Here is a 15,366-nt window from a genome sequence, read left to right as displayed (position 1 = left end):
CGATGACCACTGTCGTCTTCCTGCTGGTCCCGCAGTTGCACCTGCTGGACCTCGCCGGGCCGGCCCAGGTCTTCTCCACCGCCGCCGACCTGGGGTTCGACTATCGGCTGCACTACGTGGCCGAGCGGGAGCAGGTGCCCACAGTGCAGGGCGTACCCCTGGTCGCCGAGACGCGGTGGCCCGAGCTGACCCCGGACGACCTGGTGATCGTGCCGGGTTGGCGGCCGGCGGCGCACGGGCCGCAGGGGCCGGTGTCGCCCGGTGACCTGCGGCGGTTGGCCGAGCACCACGCTACCGGGGGCACTGTCGCCAGCGTCTGCGCCGGGGCGTACGCCCTCGGACGCGCCGGGCTGCTCGACGGCCGACGGTGCACCACCCACCACGAGGTCCAGGACGACCTGGCCCGCCGTCACCCGGCGGCCCGGGTGGCCCGCGACGTGCTGTACGTGGTCGACGACCGGGTGGTCACCTCGGCCGGCATCGCCAGTGGCATCGACGTGGCGCTGCACCTGGTGGCCACCCGGCACGGGCCCGGGGCCGCCGCGAAGATCGCCCGTACGCTCGTCGTCTACGCCCGCCGCCACGGGCACGAGCAGCAGGCCAGCGCGATGATGCGGCACCGCTCCCACCTGTCCGATGCGGTGCACCGGGTGCAGGACCTGATCGACAGCCGGTACGCCGAGACACTGCCACTGGCCGACCTGGCCGCCGCCGGGGGTCTGGCGGAACGGACGCTGACCCGGTTGTTCCGGGCGGCCACCGGCCTCACCCCGCTCGGCTACCAGCAACTGCTCCGGGTCGAGCGCGCCGAGCACCTGATCGGGCACGGCGCGACGGTGGAGGCCGCCGCGCGGACCGTCGGCTTCAGCGATGCCCGGATGCTGCGCCGCCTGCGAGCCCGCTCCACGAGGTCGGCTCCGGCCCCGAGCGGTAGTAGTCGTCGCGGGAGTGGAACTCCACCGGCAGCGAACCGGGCAGCGTGACCCGGGTTTCCCCGGCGAGGAGGGCGGGGCCGGCCCGCAGCAGGAGCACGTCGCGTTCCTGCGCCGAGAGGTCGACCAGTTGGGGATGGGTGAGCCGGAACATGGCCACCGCCCGGCGGATCTGCTGAGCCAGCGCCGCGACCTCGGCGGCCGGCCCGCCGAGGGCCAACGCCGGCTGTTGGATGGTGCGCAACGCGTCGCAGACGATCAGCAGCTGCGACGGTGCGTCCTGCTCGGCTGCCGGCAACTCCAACCGGGACGGCCACTGCCAGCGGATCTGGCCGCTCATCAGGCCGTTGAGTCGGGCGGGCGGCCGGGCCCGGGTCGTGTCCGCGACGACGAGCGACAGGTGCGAGCCGCTGCCCACCCAGCAGATCCGCTGGTCGGTGATGGTCACCGCGACCGGCTCGGGTAGCTGCCACCGGCGCCGAGCCTCGCTCGGCCCGAGCAGGTAACCCGACACCAGCAGGCGGTGGCGGCCGAGGACCCGCTCGCCGGGGACCGGGCGCAGGCTGTGGCGGCGATCCAGGACCGGCCCCACATCGTCGTCGGGCGCGTCGAACCGGTGGGGGCCGATGAAGAAGGGGGACGCGTCGGCATGCATCGTCACGACCTCCCGGTCAGCTGGCTGTGATGAGAAGCCTGGCGGACCGCAGGGCCGCTGTCATGACGCCTGTTAGGGGGTCGGCCGGTCGTGTGCCGCCTGTGACCGGTAGATGCCGATCTCCTCCGGGCGGACGAGGCCGTCCTCGATCGCGCGGGCGAGCAGTGCCGCCTTTGTGGCGGCCGGACGCCCCGCCCGGGTGTACTTGATCCGCGCACGGTCGACGTACTGCTTCACCGTGTGCTCGCTGATCTGCATCCGGCGGGCCACCGACGCCTTGGACATCGACTGGAACCAGAGCAGCAGCGCCTCGCGTTCCTTGTCGGACAGCATCGGCCGGTCCGGCCGTGGGTCGCCGACCATCGCCCCGGCCAGCGCCGGTGGCACGTACGGGCGGTCGCTCGCGGCGGCCAGCACGGTCGCCACGCAGTGCTCCCGCCCCTCGTGTTTGGCCAGGAACGCCGCCGCGCCGGCGTCCAGCGCGGCGAGCATGGTCTGCGGGTCGGTGTGTTCCGAGTAGACCACCACCCGCCGGCCGGCGGCGCTCAACTCGGCCAACTTGTCCAGTGCCATCCGCCCGTGCAGTCGCAGGTCGAGCAGGACGACGTCGGCGTCCGGCGCGGCCCGCAGCACCTCGTCCGGGTCGTCGCCGGTGGCCAGCACGGTCAGCCGGGGCTCGGTGGCGAGCCAGGCGCGGACACCCTCGACCACCACCGGGTGGTCGTCGACGATCGCCACCCCGATCGGCCGCTCGCCGGTCATCGCCGCCACCGGGTCTGCGCCCATCTGATGTCCCCGTCCCGTTCGTAGAGGTGCTCCACCTGCCCGTCGTCGTGTCGGGCGAGTGGCGGGCCGGTCGCCTCCGGTCCCTCCCGGTCCGGGGTGACCAGGCTGACCACCACCTCGTTCGGGCCGGACACCACCGTCAACCGGGCCCAGCCGCGGGCGTCGGCGAGCGTGGCGGTGAGCGGATCGGCCAGCCGACGTCGGATCTCCACCGGCAGTGGCGGCGGGTTCCCGATGGTGACCAGGTCGATCGGTAGGCCGTTGCGTTCGGCCAGGTCGGCGGCGGCTCGCAGCTCGTGCAGCAGCGGATCGGGCACGTCGTCGGACTCGGCGATCAGGCGACGCAGCCGGGCGGCGGCGAGCACGCTGCGGCGCTGCACCTCCGGGTCGGCCGGGTCGGCCTGACCGGAGGCCAGCTCCCCGAGGACCCGCCCGGCGGCCGAACTGACCAGCGCGAGCCGGTCCCGGCGGTCCCGGCGGCCCCGTTCCGCGGCGTCGCGCTCGGCGGCCAGCGCATGGCCGGCAGCCGACATGGCGGCCCGTTCCCGGGCCAGGGCGACGATCGCGGTGCTGCCCACGAACACCGCCACCGGAAGGGAGAACGTGCCGTAGACGTACATCACGTAGCGGGCCACATCGACCGGGTCGGCCCCGTGCCCGAGCACGGCGACCAGCGCGATCACCGCGTGCGTGCTCAGCAACGCGATCAGGCCGACGACCCGCTGCCCCCACACGGCCAGCACGAAGAACCAGCCGAGCGTGCCCCACACCCAGTTGGCGGCGGTGAACAACTGCCCCTCGCCGGCGGCGGCGAAGACCGCCGCGTCGACGACGAGGAAGAGCCCGGCCAACGGCCACGGCGGCAGCGGCGAGCCGCGCAGGAGGCGTACCCCGGCCACCGCGCCGACCACCGCGACCAGCGCCCAGGCGCCGAGCACCACGACCGGCGCGGCGAACTCCGCGCGGGCGCCCAACACCGCCGGCAGCCCGATCGCGACGTGCCAGACCAGCGCGATGGCGACGGCGGCGATCCGGGCACCCCGGTCGGACGCGTGCGCGACGGCCGCCGGCGCGGCGAGCCCTTCGGCGACGACCGGCTCCCGAGGTGCCGGCACACTTGTCCGGTCCGGCGCCTCCGCATCGCCGGTGGTCTGCGTCGGCGCGCCGAGGTCAGCCGACACCGGGCCACTCCAGTCGGATCCGGGTGCCCGCGCCGGGTGCCGAATGCACGTCGGCCCGCCCGCCGACCGCCGCCATCCGGCCGCGGATCGACTCGCGTAGCCCGTACCGGTGCGAGGGGACGGCGGCCGGGTCGAAGCCGGGGCCGTCGTCGGCGACCTCGACCACGACGCCCACCGCGTCCCGGCTCATCCGCAGCGTGACCTGCGCGCCCGGCGCGTGGCGGACCACATTGGACAGCGCGGCGTAGGTGCTCTCGCTGATCGCGTCGGCAACCCCCGCCGGGACCGCGTACGACTCCAGGGCCAGGTGCACCGGCAGCTCGGGCAGGCGACCGACCACCGCCCGCAACCGCCCGTCCAGCGGCACCGGGCCGTCGCCGGCCACCGGGCCGACGTCGGTGAGTGCGACGAGGGTACGCAGGTCGGCGGCACACCGTTCACGGAAGGCGGCCGAGGGCCCGGGCACCGCGCCGAGCCCCACCATGGTCAACGTGCCGAGCACCGTGTCGTGCAGGTCGCGGTTCTGTTGGCGTTCGGCGTCGCGGGCGGCCCGGGCGACAACCGACTCCCGGGTCAACAGCTGGTGCTCGACGAAGGCGCGGTCCGCTCGGCCGATCCGTCGGCGCATCACCCCCGCCATCATGGCGGTGCAGAGGGTCTGCGCCAGCAGGGTGGCCGCGTGCGCCCGGGCTTCGGTCGGATTGCCGGCCGCCTGCGCACCCGTCACGTAGGTGGCGATCACGAGCAGCCCGGCCGGGATGGACCAGCGCGCCGGGGCGGTGGCCTGCGTGTTGATCACTGTGGTGCTGGCCAGCACGGCGATCCAACTGCCCTCGCCGGGTAGCACACCGGGCGCCACCAGGACGGGGATGAGGAGGCAGGCCAGCGCGGTGACGGCGACGTCGCCGGCGACCAGGCTCGGGCCGATGCCGTGGCGTAGCGCGCGGTGCGCGTACCAGATCGACCAGCCGGTCAGCGCTGCCACACCGGGCAGCAACACGGCCGGCTCGACCGGTGGGGTCCGCACCGACAGGGCCACGGCCGCGCCGACCAGACCGCAGGTCAGTCGCAGGATGGCCGGCAACGTGGTGAAGATGAGGCCGAGCGCCCCGCCGGCCGGATTGTCCAGCGTGGGCGGCGGCACGACAGGAGTGGCCGTGGCCGGCATCGGGAGGTGTCCTTCCGACAACGACCCATCCGGGTCCGCGCGGGCGGAGATCGACATCGGACAATAGCATGCTTTACTGCGAGCGCCGACCACTTGAGTGCATAGTGTCGCTAATGTGTCACTCTGTGCTGCGAGGTTGGAGCAGGTCCCACCGGTTGCCGTAGAGATCGACGAAGACCGCTACCGACCCGTACGCCTCGTGGCGCGGCTCCTCCAGGAAGCGCACCCCGGCGGCCACCATCCGGGCGTGGTCCCGGGCGAAGTCCTCGGTGTACAGGAACAGCCCGACCTGGCCGCCGGTCTGGTCGCCGATCCGGGCCTGCTGCTCGGCGGTGCTCGCCCGGGCCAACAGCAACGCCGTCTCCCGGGCGCCGGTCGGCCGGACCACCACCCACCGCGAACCGTCCGGCCGGGGGGTGTCCTCCACCAACTCGAAACCGAGGCCGCCGACGTAGAAGTCGATCGCCTCGTCGTACTCGGTGACCAGCAGCGCGACAAGTCCCAGATGTGCCATTCGGCCATCATGACGGCGGGCGTCGCGGGCCCGATCGGTGGCCTGCCCGCCGGTCGCCCGCGTCACGCCGCCCGGGTTCGCGTCGGTCAGGCGAACCCGATCGGGGTGGACCGGATGAACCAGTTGACGTACCGCTGACGCTCGTCCACGGCGTTGCCGTAGTCGATGGCCGCGTACCGACGCCCGGTCTCCGGCATCGTGAAGCTCTCCTGCTTCTCGACCCCGGTGCCCGCGACGATGCGCACCTCGTGCTGACCCGGGGGAACCCGCACCGGGAACAGGACCCAGTTGTGCTGGTTCTCGACCGCGAAGAGCCGATCGACCACCTCGGTGCCGTCGATGCTGACCGTGAGGGCGACCAGGTCGTCCTTGAACGACTGGTTGCTCACCCAGAGGTGCAGGTCCGCCTGGTCCTCCTCGACAAGACGCACGGCCGGGGCGTCCGGGCTCAGCGACACGGCCGGGCTCGGCGGCGGCGGGGAAACGTCGTCCTTGGTGCACCCCGCCGTGGTGAGGAGCGCCGTCACGGTGAGGATCGCGGCACGCAGTCGGTCCATTCCGCTGAGACGCCCGACGGTTGCCGTCGGTTCCGTTGGTCGTCGGCGGAACCGAGCGTGCCCGTCAGCCGTCCCATCATCGGGTGGAGAGGTGGTGAGCCGGATGCGCTCGTCCCGGACGGCACTGGCGGTCGCGCTGCTCGGCGTGGCGCTGGCGGGCTGCGTTGACACGACAAAGGGACCGGGGGTGGACGTGGAGCTCGGCCCGGCCGAGATCGTCGACGGCTGGACCTCCTGCGCCGAGGCGGCACCCCGTGCCGGTGAGGTGATCAGCGTGCCGACCACGCAGACGCCGGCGCCGACCGGGCCCGAGCCGAAGATCGGGCGCATCGACCCGGCTTTCACCCCGGTCGCCGTCGTGCTCTGCGGGCGGGAGATCCGACCGCGTACCAACGGGGGGCAGGAGCAGGCCGCCACCGAGCGGCGCGCCGAGGACATCGCCGCGCTGCTCGCCGCGCTCCGGCTGCCCGACCAGCGGGCCGACGGGGAGATCGCCTGCACCCTCGACATGGTCATCCCGCCCTGGTTGGCGCTGGTCGACGAGCAGGGCCGCTGGATGCGGCCGTACCTGCCGACCGACTCCTGCCGTAAACCCCGCGCCGAGGTGAGCGCCGCACTGGCCGGGCTGCAGTGGAAGACGGTGGACACCCGTACCGTCGGGCAGGTCGAATCCGCGGCGGCCGAGGCCGCCGGATGCGCGCAGCGATGGTCGGACATGGTGTGGGTGGAGACCCGGCACGGCCGCCCGGGGCCGCCCGTCCCGGCCGTGCCGCCGGCCGCCGGGCCGCTGCGCCTCTGCGTCTACCAGGTCCCCCCGTCCCAACAGGGCGGCGACAAACCGGCGGGAGATTTCGTGTACGGCGGGCCGCTGCCGACCGAGCGTCAGGCGGGCGTGCTCCGGGGGCTGTCCAACCGTCGAGCGGTGATCGACTGCGCCACCCCGGCGTCCCGCTTCGCGGTGCTGCGTCCGCTGGACGGAACCGCCGGAGCCGAGCGGTACGTGGAACTCGACGGGTGCCTTCGGTTCCTGGTCACGTCACCGACCGGTGCGGCGCAGCTCGGCCAGGGCGACGACGCGCTGGCGAAGCTGCTGGGGCCGGTCTGAGAGTCGGGGGGTCGCGCTAGCGTCCCGTTCATGGCAGCTCGAATCTCCCTGACCCTCGACTCGACCGACGCCCGGGTGCTCGCCGCGTTCTGGAAGACCGCCCTGGGTTACATCGACGAGCCACCACCACCGCCCTTCGCCACCCGCGAGGAGTGGCTGGCGCAGTACGACCTACCGGAGGACGACAGCCCCGAGGACGGCGCGTGGCTGTGCGACCCGGACGGTGTCGGCCCCTACCTCTCCATCCTCAACGTCCCCGAGCCCAAGACCGCGAAGAACCGACTCCACATCGACATCCGGGTGCCGGGCCACGGCAGCCCCGACGATCGGTGGGCGCGGATCAGGGCCGAGGCCGATCGTCTCGTGCAGGCCGGCGGGACGGTCCTGGTCGAGGTCGACCACCAGCACGTCGTGATGGCCGACCCGGAGGGCAACGAGTTCTGCGTGGCGGCAACCTCGGCCTGATGGCGGTGTCACCAGGTGGCCGGGCGGTCGAGGTCGCCGCCCGGCCGGTAACCGCCGAGGATCGCCAGGCCCTCCGCCTCGGTGTAGCCGCTGCCCCGACCCTTGCGGAACGCCTCCACGAAACAGGGCTTGACCACCATCTCCAGTACGTCGCTGCCCTGCCGCCGGGCCCGGTAGGGGCCCGCGACCAGGTCCCCGCGCCCGGCCTCGTAGCCGTCCGGCGCGTGCTGCGCCCGCACTGTCAACCAGCGACCGGCGTCGTCACCGACCACGAGTGAGCCGTCCACGAAACGGCTGTCCCCCGAGCGGCCGAGCGTGACCGAGCATTCGAGCAGCCGTCCACCGGGCGGCAACGACTCCAGGCGGAACGGCACGACACAGCGGTGTGCGCCGTCGAACCGGACCCGGGCGGCGGTGGCGGTCGCCTCGTCCTGGGTGGTCGCGTACATGTCCACCTGGGCCCAGAGCCCGTCGGCGGGCTGCCACCGTACGAACCACAGCTGCCGGTCACCGGACGGGTCGTACCAGGCGACCCCCGGTCGGTCGCCGACCCGCGCCTCGCTGCGTGGCTGCGGTCGTCCGGCCGACGACAACGTCTGTTGCAGCCCGTCCAGCGCCGCCACACTGCGCGCCAACGCGAAACGGGCCTGCCCTCTCGGGCCCCGGAACTCGACGCTCTCGACGCCCCGACCGGCGTGCCACGTGGCGTACTCAGCACCGTCGAGCAGGGCGTCGGGCGAGAAGTGCACGGTTGCGGGGTCGGCACCGACCTCCTCGGGGCGGGCGATGGCACCGCTCTGCGCCGACGCCTCCGGCAGCATGAGCGCCGCCGCCGGCATGATCGGATCGTCGGCGCTCCGGCCGATCGGGACCGCCAGGACGACCGAGGTGACAGCCACACAGACCGCCGCCACGCCCCCGGCGATCAACCCACGACGGCGCAGCCTGAGCCGGCGACCACGTTGACGGGCCTGCGCGACGATCGGAGTGGGGTCGACGTCACCGCCCGCGCGGTGCCGGAGAGTCGCGGTGAGCCGCTGATCGAGATCGCTGAACATCAGAACTCTCCTGCCCGTGCGGGGGTCGGTGCTTCCTGCCGCTTGCGCAGCGTCGCCAGGGCACGCTTCGCGTGGGTGCGTACGGTGCCGGTCGAACAGGCGAGGATCTCCGCGATCGACGTGTCGTCGAGATCCTCGTAGTAGCGCAGCACGATCACGGTGCGCTGGCTCCTCGGCAGCTCACGGACGAGCCGCCACAACGCGTCGCGCTCGGCCACCGTGGCCGCCTCGTCCGCGGCACCCGCCCGGTCGGTCACCGCCGCGACCGACACCTCCTGACTGCTCCGCCGCCGCCACCACGAGTGGTGGGCGTTGACGAGCATCCGCCGGACGTACGCGTCCGGCCGGTCCGTGCGGGAGATGCGCCCCCAGCGGGCGTACGCCCGCGCGAGGACCTCCTGGACCAGGTCCTCGGCTCGATGCTCGTCATCGGTCAGCAGTCGGGCGAGCCGCACCAGCGCCGAAGTGCGAGCGAACGCGTACTCCTCGAACGTCACGCCCTATTAACGCCGTAGGTCGGGCGACCCGTAGACACCGGCCGGGCGGTTCTTGCCTCGGTTAGGGCTGTCACCACTCCACCTCGCACCTGTAGAGCTGCCCCCTTTGTGGGCGGCACTTCGTGCGAGATGTGCTCAATTCCCCGCTACGTTCGGCGCTCGTCGCTGCGAGCGGTCATGGCCATGCCGAACAGATTGCCCAGGCGGTACCGCAACACCCGTGCCTGTCCCATGGAGAGCAGGAGGCCGGCTGCGGCGTCAACACCCACGCTCGTCAGGCTCACCATCGGATCGGTGGCCGGCTGAAGTGCTCGCACCAGTGCCACACCGACGATGGACGCCTCCGGTCGATTGGTGTCCAGGTGCAGCGTCGGAGAGCGGTGCCTGCCCCGACGGTCGCAGCCGCCCCGATCGCACCAGCGGGGGTGGCTCAGGTCAGCGGATTCGGTGGCAAGGGTGCCGGTCGGGAACACGTGTACGTAGCCGCAGGGCCGCTCAATGTCGGGCGCCAGGCCGACCGGGTAGGCGTTCATCCCGGCCTTGGTCGCCACGGCCGTCACGTGGATGGTGTGGGCAGGACAGGTGTACGCGCAGGCGTCGAGAGAGTCTGCCGTGTACAGCTCGATGCGTACCGTCGCAGGCTCTCCGCAGGCGGGCGGGGTAGGCAAGGTTCGCACGGGTCGCCTCCTAGCTAGGCGATCACGGCCCTCGGTCAGCGGCGCAATCGCTGATCGGGGGCCGTTTGTTCTGACCACGCCAAACGTACAGGCTCTGTACGTCTAGTGACTAGACGTACAGATGCTGTACAACCCTGAACACGTACAGATCATGTGCGTGTCTACGCTCCGGCCATGACGAGCCCGCTGTCCAATGTGCCGATCTACCGGCAGTTGGCGGACCTGCTCGCGAAGCAGATCGAGGAAGGCAAGCTGCGCCCGGGGCAGCCGTTGCCGAGCGAACTCCACCTACAGCAGACCTACGGCGTAGCGCGGGGCACGGTACGGATGGCCATGCGCGAACTACGTGAGCGAGGCCTGGTCGTCACCGTGCACGCACGGGGCACCTTCGTCGCCGAACAGGGCTGACGACGGCTGACGCGGCGTGTTCCCCGCTCAGCGCCTGGCGGCGTCAGAGCTGCTGGACGATTTGGATCGGGTTGCCATCCGGGTCGGCCACCCAGGCGATCAGCAGGCGATCGAGCCACCGGTGCGGTGCGGTGCGGTGCGGCCAGGGCCGGGACGCCATTCGCCGTGAGGTCGGCGTACGCGGCGGCGGTGTCGTCGGTCCAGAGGATCACCGCGGCCCGCTGGCCCTGCGGTACGGGGTCGAGCCCGTGGTCGTCGCGGGTGGAGGACACCGAGGCTATGCCGATCTTGTAGCCGTCGAGCGCGAGATCGACGTGAATGGGCTCGCCCTCGGTCGGCACCCGAAAGGTCTCGGTGAAGCCGAGGCCCGTGTAGAACTCGGCGGTGTGCGAGACGTCCTTGCTGAAGAGGATCACTTGAGGAGTGCGAAACGTCGACACGGCCCGACGCTAACAGCGGAGCGGCTGCCTGCCTGCTCGCGCTGGCAGCGAGAAGGGAGGACAACGGGTGGCGCTCGGTGCTGCCCTCGGCGGTCGCCAGCGCCATACGACAAGCGCTTGACTGTGGCTGGCAGCCGGATCATCCGGGATCGCCGTTCATGCTGGGTTTCGGTGATGAGGACCAGAGCCCGTGGCCGGATTCGCATCAACCTGCGGCCCGGCGAGAGTCGGTCAAGGACGGCGGCGCTGGCTAGAGGCAGATCCAGCAGTAGATGCGTTCCCCGCTCGTGCGTGCTCTCCGGGCCAGTCCCACGAACTCCCGTAGGCGCGACAGCATGACCTCAGGCTCGGCGTCGCTGTAGTGGGATAACTCCTCAATGTGAGACCACTGTTCGGCCAGATCCGGCAAACGGTCATCGGGCATGTCGGCGAGCGCATCGCGAGCGGGTTCGCTCAATACGACGACCCAGGGCCCTTCGTACTCAAGGTCCTCACGAGCACCCTCCGGCCAGATGAGTCGATCCCCGATTACGTCGGCACTCCATGGCACGCCGAGGGCGAACGAGACCACCTTGCCGAGGACGACGGTCGGATCGATCCCCTTGCCGTCCACGGCGTCCTCGACGGGAGAATCCTCTGCTCTTACTACCGGGCCGCCATCAGTGGCGGCCATCAGCTTTGCGACAGCCTCGTCGTCAACGGCGCGGAAGTAGTCGTACAGAACACCCACAGGAGCCTCCCGATCGGCTGGTGGTGCGCCCGGCAGGATTCGAACCTGCGGCCTTGGGATTAGAAGTCCCCTGCTCTATCCGCTGAGCTACGGGCGCGTGTGGCGTGGGTGTCGCGCCCAGAGGGTACCGCCGTCCGGCTGCCCAGCGGCGTAAAGGGTGCCCGCGTCCACGTTGCCGAGCAGGGTCTCACGTCGGCCGTGCGGCGGGCATCCGGGTTACCCGGAAGCGGGGTGACCGTGGACCGTACCGTTGCCTGGTGTTGCTGGATTCCGACGCCGAGAGCGCCGTCGCCTACGAGCTGTGCCAGGTCGTCGGTCGCGCCATCCTCCCGTACCGGTCGGGCGACGCCTTCGGCACCGCCTTCTTCTTCCGTGACGGCGACGACCCGGTGGGGGAGTCGCTGCTGACGGCGGCCGACCTGGTGGGCGCGTCGGGCGGGGAGCTGGGGTTGCGGGCGAGCGTCACCGAACCGGCCGGGGTCGCCCCGGCGGTCGTCGCCGAGGCCGAGATCGTGCCCGGTTGGGCCCGTTTCCCCGGCGACGGGGTCGCGGTGCTGCCGACCGCCGGCCTGCACCGCTACGCGGGCGACGGCGGCTGGCGCTGGCGCGTCCAGCCGGTACCGGCGGGGATCGCCGCCGGGCCCGAGGTGGTCGCCCGCCTCGGCGCCGACGCCGCTTCCGCTTTCGTGCTGGCCCTTGGGGTACGCGAAGACGGCTCCCGGCCGCTGGAGGTCGCGATCGAGCGCGTCGTCCGCGACGCCGACGCCGTGCGGATCACTACCGAACTGCCACCTGGGTACGTCGGCGCGCCGGTCTTCATCGTGCAGCCCGACGCGACGGGGGAGGTCTCGCCGTACTGCCTCGGGCTGGTACTACCCGGCGTCGACGGTCACCCGGTGGCGACCTTCGACCGGATCCGCGCTGTTCTCCCGGTGACGCCCGGCGACGTCTGAGCCGTGTCGCCTCCCCGGCAGGGTCAGCCGCCGGGCGTTGCCGCGCCCGCCGTGTCGGCGTCGGACCGTCGGCTCTCGGGCGGTCCGGCCGTGCCGGTGGTCGAGTCGACGTCGGTCCGGCTCTGCGCGGTCAGCCCCGGGCTGGTCGTGCCCGGGTTCGTCGTGCCCGGGTCCGTCGTGCCCGGGTCAATCGTGGCCGGGTCGGTCGAGCCTGTGTCGGTCGAGCCCGGGTCGGCGCTGGCCGGGGCGGCGCTGGCCGGGGCGGCGCTGGCCGGGGCGGTGGGGCCGGCGGCGAGGAACGCCTCGGCCCAGCGGCCCACCTCGTCGAAGACCTTCTTCCGTACGGCCGGACCGGAGAGGGTCAGGTCGTGCAGCCCGCCGTCGAAGCGGGCGAGGGTGACGTGGCGGCCGAGGCGGGGCGCGTACCGGACCATGTGTTCGACGTCCAGCACGGCGTCGGCCAGTGTCGCGTTGTCGTGCCAGCGGGTGCCCCGGAAGGAGCGGGTCGAGCAGGCCAGCAGCACCGGCACCTGGATGTCCAGCCCGGCGCGCAGCCGGCGTTGACCGGTGCGGATCGCGTTCAGCCAGCCGGCCCGGACCGGGAACCCGGCGAGGGGCTTCCACGCCAGGTCGTAGGTCCACTCGCCGCGGTGGTCGGAGTGGATGCTCTCGCCGTACACCGTGCCGAGCCCGAACGGCAGGATGCGGTGCGGCGCCCTGCGGCCCAACCGGGAGACGGCGGCCGCGAGGGGTCGGCGGACCGCCCAGGGTGCGTTCAGGTCGAAGAACGGGCTGTTCAGCACCAGGCCGTCGACAGTGCCGGAGTCGCGGCGGGCGTCCGCCCAGAGCGAGAGGATCAGGCCGCCGGTGGAGTGGCCCATCGCCAACAGGGTGTCGTGGCCGTCGTCCTTGCGGATGACCTCGGCGGCGGCGTCCAGCTCGGGGAAGTAGTCGCTGATGTCGTGGCAGAAGTTCGGAGTCTGGCCGGGGAGCAGACTGCGACCGTATTTGCGCAGGTCGAGCGCGTAGAAATCCCAGCCACGCTCGGCGAAGAAGTCCGCCAGGTGGGTCTGGAAGAAGTAGTCGACGAACCCGTGCACGTAGAGCACGGCCCGCCCGGTGGGGCGCTCGGCGCGCCGTCGGACCAGTGTCGCGACGACGGGGCCCTCGTCGTCGATGCCCAGGTCGATCGTCTGCCGCTCGTACGGCGGCCCCAACACGTCCGGTTCCACGACCGCGACGCTACGCCGCCAACCTACCCAGCGGTAGCCCACGGGTGGGCCCGCCCCGCTGCCCCCGCTCCCGCCCGGCCCGTCCCCGGCGCTGCCTTCCCCGTCCCTGCCGGGCCTGTCCCCGGCCCCGCCTTCCCCGGTCGATCATGGAGTTGTGGTGGTCTACAGAAAGGGTGTTTCTCGATGTAGTGCCCACCACAACTCCATGATCGACTCGGAGGGGTGGGGACTCAGGTCAGTTCCGCGTCGGCCCGGCTCGGGTCGGCGGCGGGAATGTGCTCCTGGTCGTCGGCCGGGTCCGGCTCGCCCTGCGGCTGCGGGATGTCGCGCAGGTGCTTGTTGTGCCGGGGCTCCTGGCGGGTCTTCGCGTCGTTGAGCCGGCGGCGCAGGTCGTCGCGGACGTCGTTGAGCGCGGCGTGCAGGTCCTCCTCGGCCGAGGTGGTGACGATCTTCTGTCGGCCGGCGATCCAGCACTCCAGGGTGACCTTCTGGCCGCGGGCCTCCCGGTCCTTGACCGAAACCTCCAGTTCGGTGGCGTCGGCGTGGAAGCCGGCCAGCCGCGCGTCGAGGGTGGCGAACTGCTCCGCGATCCAGTTGCGGTCGCCCTGCGAGAACCCGGCACCGACCCGCAGGCACTCGGCCACGGTGGCGGGGTTGGCCACGGCGCTCATCGCCGCGCCTCGGAAGCGTTCGCGGAGCCGATGGTAGTGATCATCATGGCTGACCTCTCGTCGACGTGGAGCTGTCGGTGGTGCGTTGATCAAATCCATACCCAGTTCGGGCGGCACCGGAAACCGCCGACCGGCAGAACGGACGGTCGGCCGTACCACATCCGGACATGATCAGGGCTTTGTCCACAGGTGGGTTCGTCGTCCACAGGGCGCGGGCGGGCGCTGGCGACGGTCGCCCGCGGCGCACAGGCTCGGTGTCGAGTCGACTCGCGCTGGCAGGCCCCGATCCCCTGGAGGGATGATGTTTGACACTTATGTAACTATTGTCGGTAATGTTCTGACGGTGCCCGAGTGGCGGCGCACGACCCAGAGCAACACCCTGGTGGCCAACTTCAAGGTCGCCTCAACCGCCCGGCGGCTCGACCGCGACAGCGGCCGGTGGGTCGACGGCAACTCGCTGCGCGTCCGCGTCAACTGCTGGCGCAAGCTCGCCGAAGGGGTGGCTGCCTCGGTCATGGTCGGTGATCCGGTCGTGGTCTGCGGCCGTCTCTACACCCGCGACTGGACCGACGACGCCGGCAACCACCGGACCCTCTACGAGCTGGAGGCCGTGGCCGTCGGCCATGACCTGTCCCGGGGTCGCGCCCGGTTCCTGCGCAACCGGCCCAGCGTCACGACCAGCACCGTGGAGGACGCGGAGGCCGAAAGCCGGGTCCACGGCGAGCAGACCGAGCCCGTGCCGGCTGAGCAGGCACCTGTGCTGCCCGACGACCGCGCGCTGGACGACGAGTTCGAGCTGCCCGACTACGTGGCGGTGCGCACCAGCCCGTTCCTCGACGCCGATGTCGCCGCCACCGGTGGCCGGATCGGGCAGGCCAGCGTACCGCCGGACCTCGAAGACGAGTTCGCCCCGCCACCCGGCGAGGACGACCACACCGACGACGACCCGGACGACGAGTTGGGCTCGGCACCCGACGAGGGCCAGCCGGATCCGGCGCCGACCGGTCGGGGGCGGCGTGGCCGTGGTCGGGTGCCGCAGCCGGCGTGACCGGCTGGTCGGTTCGGGCTCCCGACCGAGCAGTGTGAGGTCGCGGGTGCTCCGGTGACGCGCCGCGGCAGGGCGCTGCACTGCTGGGCGCTGCACAGCAGGGCAGGGCGTTGCATTGCCGGGCGCTGCCGCGGCAGGGCAGGGCGTGACAGGGCAGGGCACGGCAAGGCAGGGCGCGGCAGGGCAGGGCGCGGTTCGGTGGTGCGCTGGGCATCAACGGGGGCGGGGTGGCGGCGCGAGCGGCGTCGTCACCCCGCGTGGCGGCAGCCACGGGGCGGCTCCCGCCCGG

General features: G+C 72.2%; 17 protein-coding genes, 1 tRNA gene and 1 pseudogene. 6 read left to right on the top strand and 13 right to left on the bottom strand.

Annotated elements, in window-relative coordinates:
* Window positions 1–2: 2 nt before the first annotated feature.
* Complete coding sequence (locus O7616_RS30235) at window positions 3–983, top strand: AraC family transcriptional regulator (protein ID WP_282305021.1); 981 nt, start codon at window positions 3–5, stop codon at window positions 981–983.
* On the opposite strand, the gene O7616_RS30230 is transcribed toward O7616_RS30235, so the two are convergent.
* From O7616_RS30230 to O7616_RS30205, 6 genes are all read right to left on the bottom strand, one after another.
* Entirely contained in the window at window positions 865–1,587 is a 723-nt protein-coding gene (locus O7616_RS30230) for a hypothetical protein (protein ID WP_282305020.1), read from the bottom strand. The two genes, O7616_RS30235 and O7616_RS30230, sit on opposite strands and share 119 nt — an antisense overlap.
* Before the next feature lie 72 nt (window positions 1,588–1,659).
* On the bottom strand, window positions 1,660–2,373 hold the full coding sequence (locus tag O7616_RS30225) for a response regulator transcription factor (RefSeq protein WP_282257010.1): 714 nt from the start codon (window positions 2,371–2,373) through the stop codon (window positions 1,660–1,662).
* On the bottom strand, window positions 2,346–3,488 hold the full coding sequence (locus O7616_RS30220) for a hypothetical protein (protein ID WP_282307782.1): 1,143 nt from the start codon (window positions 3,486–3,488) through the stop codon (window positions 2,346–2,348). Before O7616_RS30220 ends, O7616_RS30225 begins: the two co-directional genes overlap by 28 nt.
* Window positions 3,489–3,543: 55 nt before the next feature.
* Window positions 3,544–4,722, bottom strand: a complete 1,179-nt coding sequence (locus O7616_RS30215; protein WP_282305019.1) for an ATP-binding protein — start codon at window positions 4,720–4,722, stop codon at window positions 3,544–3,546.
* A 118-nt stretch (window positions 4,723–4,840) separates the two neighbouring features.
* Window positions 4,841–5,236 carry a VOC family protein gene (locus O7616_RS30210; RefSeq protein ID WP_282305018.1) on the bottom strand — a complete coding sequence of 132 codons (396 nt, stop codon included), beginning with the start codon at window positions 5,234–5,236 and terminating at the stop codon, window positions 4,841–4,843.
* Between the two features lie 86 nt (window positions 5,237–5,322).
* Window positions 5,323–5,793: a hypothetical protein gene (locus tag O7616_RS30205; protein ID WP_282305017.1), complete on the bottom strand. Its 471-nt coding sequence runs from the start codon at window positions 5,791–5,793 to the stop codon at window positions 5,323–5,325.
* Between the two features lie 94 nt (window positions 5,794–5,887).
* Here O7616_RS30205 and O7616_RS30200 point away from each other — a divergent pair, with 94 nt between their 5' ends.
* Window positions 5,888–6,898, top strand: a complete 1,011-nt coding sequence (locus tag O7616_RS30200; protein WP_282305016.1) for a hypothetical protein — start codon at window positions 5,888–5,890, stop codon at window positions 6,896–6,898.
* A 30-nt stretch (window positions 6,899–6,928) separates the two neighbouring features.
* Entirely contained in the window at window positions 6,929–7,363 is a 435-nt protein-coding gene (locus tag O7616_RS30195; RefSeq protein WP_282305015.1) for a VOC family protein, read from the top strand.
* A gap of 8 nt (window positions 7,364–7,371) precedes the next feature.
* On the opposite strand, the gene O7616_RS30190 is transcribed toward O7616_RS30195, so the two are convergent.
* The 3 genes from O7616_RS30190 to O7616_RS30180 form a co-directional block, all read right to left on the bottom strand.
* Window positions 7,372–8,421: a hypothetical protein gene (locus tag O7616_RS30190; RefSeq protein ID WP_282305014.1), complete on the bottom strand. Its 1,050-nt coding sequence runs from the start codon at window positions 8,419–8,421 to the stop codon at window positions 7,372–7,374.
* Complete coding sequence (locus tag O7616_RS30185) at window positions 8,421–8,918, bottom strand: SigE family RNA polymerase sigma factor (protein ID WP_282305013.1); 498 nt, start codon at window positions 8,916–8,918, stop codon at window positions 8,421–8,423. Before O7616_RS30185 ends, O7616_RS30190 begins: the two co-directional genes overlap by 1 nt.
* A 146-nt stretch (window positions 8,919–9,064) precedes the next feature.
* Window positions 9,065–9,469, bottom strand: coding sequence for a hypothetical protein (locus tag O7616_RS30180; RefSeq protein WP_282305011.1), 405 nt, complete (start codon window positions 9,467–9,469; stop codon window positions 9,065–9,067).
* Window positions 9,470–9,769: 300 nt separating this feature from the next.
* Here O7616_RS30180 and O7616_RS30175 point away from each other — a divergent pair, with 300 nt between their 5' ends.
* The gene (locus tag O7616_RS30175) at window positions 9,770–10,003 is read left to right on the top strand and encodes a GntR family transcriptional regulator (protein ID WP_282305010.1); all 234 of its coding nucleotides are present in this window, start codon (window positions 9,770–9,772) and stop codon (window positions 10,001–10,003) included.
* Between the two features lie 690 nt (window positions 10,004–10,693).
* On the opposite strand, the gene O7616_RS30170 is transcribed toward O7616_RS30175, so the two are convergent.
* A complete protein-coding gene (locus tag O7616_RS30170) occupies window positions 10,694–11,173 on the bottom strand; it encodes a hypothetical protein (RefSeq protein ID WP_282305009.1) in 480 nt (159 codons plus the stop codon).
* 21 nt (window positions 11,174–11,194) lie between these two features.
* Window positions 11,195–11,270: transfer RNA gene (locus tag O7616_RS30165), tRNA-Arg, on the bottom strand.
* Between the two features lie 160 nt (window positions 11,271–11,430).
* On the opposite strand from O7616_RS30165, the gene O7616_RS30160 reads away from it, so the two are divergent.
* A complete protein-coding gene (locus O7616_RS30160) occupies window positions 11,431–12,126 on the top strand; it encodes a hypothetical protein (RefSeq protein ID WP_282305008.1) in 696 nt (231 codons plus the stop codon).
* A 293-nt stretch (window positions 12,127–12,419) separates the two neighbouring features.
* Here O7616_RS30160 and O7616_RS30155 read toward each other — a convergent pair.
* Window positions 12,420–13,358 (bottom strand): annotated as a pseudogene (locus O7616_RS30155) (alpha/beta hydrolase); the annotation flags it as partial.
* Between the two features lie 230 nt (window positions 13,359–13,588).
* Window positions 13,589–14,029 carry an HPF/RaiA family ribosome-associated protein gene (locus O7616_RS30150; RefSeq protein ID WP_282305007.1) on the bottom strand — a complete coding sequence of 147 codons (441 nt, stop codon included), beginning with the start codon at window positions 14,027–14,029 and terminating at the stop codon, window positions 13,589–13,591.
* Window positions 14,030–14,330: 301 nt separating this feature from the next.
* Between O7616_RS30150 and O7616_RS30145 the strand changes: the two genes are divergently transcribed.
* The gene (locus tag O7616_RS30145; RefSeq protein ID WP_282307781.1) at window positions 14,331–15,077 is read left to right on the top strand and encodes a single-stranded DNA-binding protein; all 747 of its coding nucleotides are present in this window, start codon (window positions 14,331–14,333) and stop codon (window positions 15,075–15,077) included.
* Window positions 15,078–15,366: the final 289 nt, after the last annotated feature.

It is taken from the genome of Micromonospora sp. WMMD964, assembly GCF_029581455.1.
Lineage (GTDB): Bacteria > Actinomycetota > Actinomycetes > Mycobacteriales > Micromonosporaceae > Micromonospora.
This window is presented reverse-complemented; position numbering and strand designations above follow the sequence as displayed.

Excerpts from the sequence above, each read along its gene's own strand:
- O7616_RS30235 (WP_282305021.1), top strand. The coding sequence starts at position 3 with ATGACCACTGTCGTCTTCCTGCTGGTCCCGCAGTTGCACCTGCTGGAC.
- O7616_RS30230 (WP_282305020.1), bottom strand. The coding sequence starts at position 1,587 with ATGCATGCCGACGCGTCCCCCTTCTTCATCGGCCCCCACCGGTTCGAC.
- O7616_RS30225 (WP_282257010.1), bottom strand. The coding sequence starts at position 2,373 with ATGGGCGCAGACCCGGTGGCGGCGATGACCGGCGAGCGGCCGATCGGG.
- O7616_RS30215 (WP_282305019.1), bottom strand. The coding sequence starts at position 4,722 with ATGCCGGCCACGGCCACTCCTGTCGTGCCGCCGCCCACGCTGGACAAT.
- O7616_RS30210 (WP_282305018.1), bottom strand. The coding sequence starts at position 5,236 with ATGGCACATCTGGGACTTGTCGCGCTGCTGGTCACCGAGTACGACGAG.
- O7616_RS30205 (WP_282305017.1), bottom strand. The coding sequence starts at position 5,793 with ATGGACCGACTGCGTGCCGCGATCCTCACCGTGACGGCGCTCCTCACC.
- O7616_RS30195 (WP_282305015.1), top strand. The coding sequence starts at position 6,929 with ATGGCAGCTCGAATCTCCCTGACCCTCGACTCGACCGACGCCCGGGTG.
- O7616_RS30190 (WP_282305014.1), bottom strand. The coding sequence starts at position 8,421 with ATGTTCAGCGATCTCGATCAGCGGCTCACCGCGACTCTCCGGCACCGC.
- O7616_RS30175 (WP_282305010.1), top strand. The coding sequence starts at position 9,770 with ATGACGAGCCCGCTGTCCAATGTGCCGATCTACCGGCAGTTGGCGGAC.
- O7616_RS30150 (WP_282305007.1), bottom strand. The coding sequence starts at position 14,029 with ATGAGCGCCGTGGCCAACCCCGCCACCGTGGCCGAGTGCCTGCGGGTC.
- O7616_RS30145 (WP_282307781.1), top strand. The coding sequence starts at position 14,331 with ATGTTTGACACTTATGTAACTATTGTCGGTAATGTTCTGACGGTGCCC.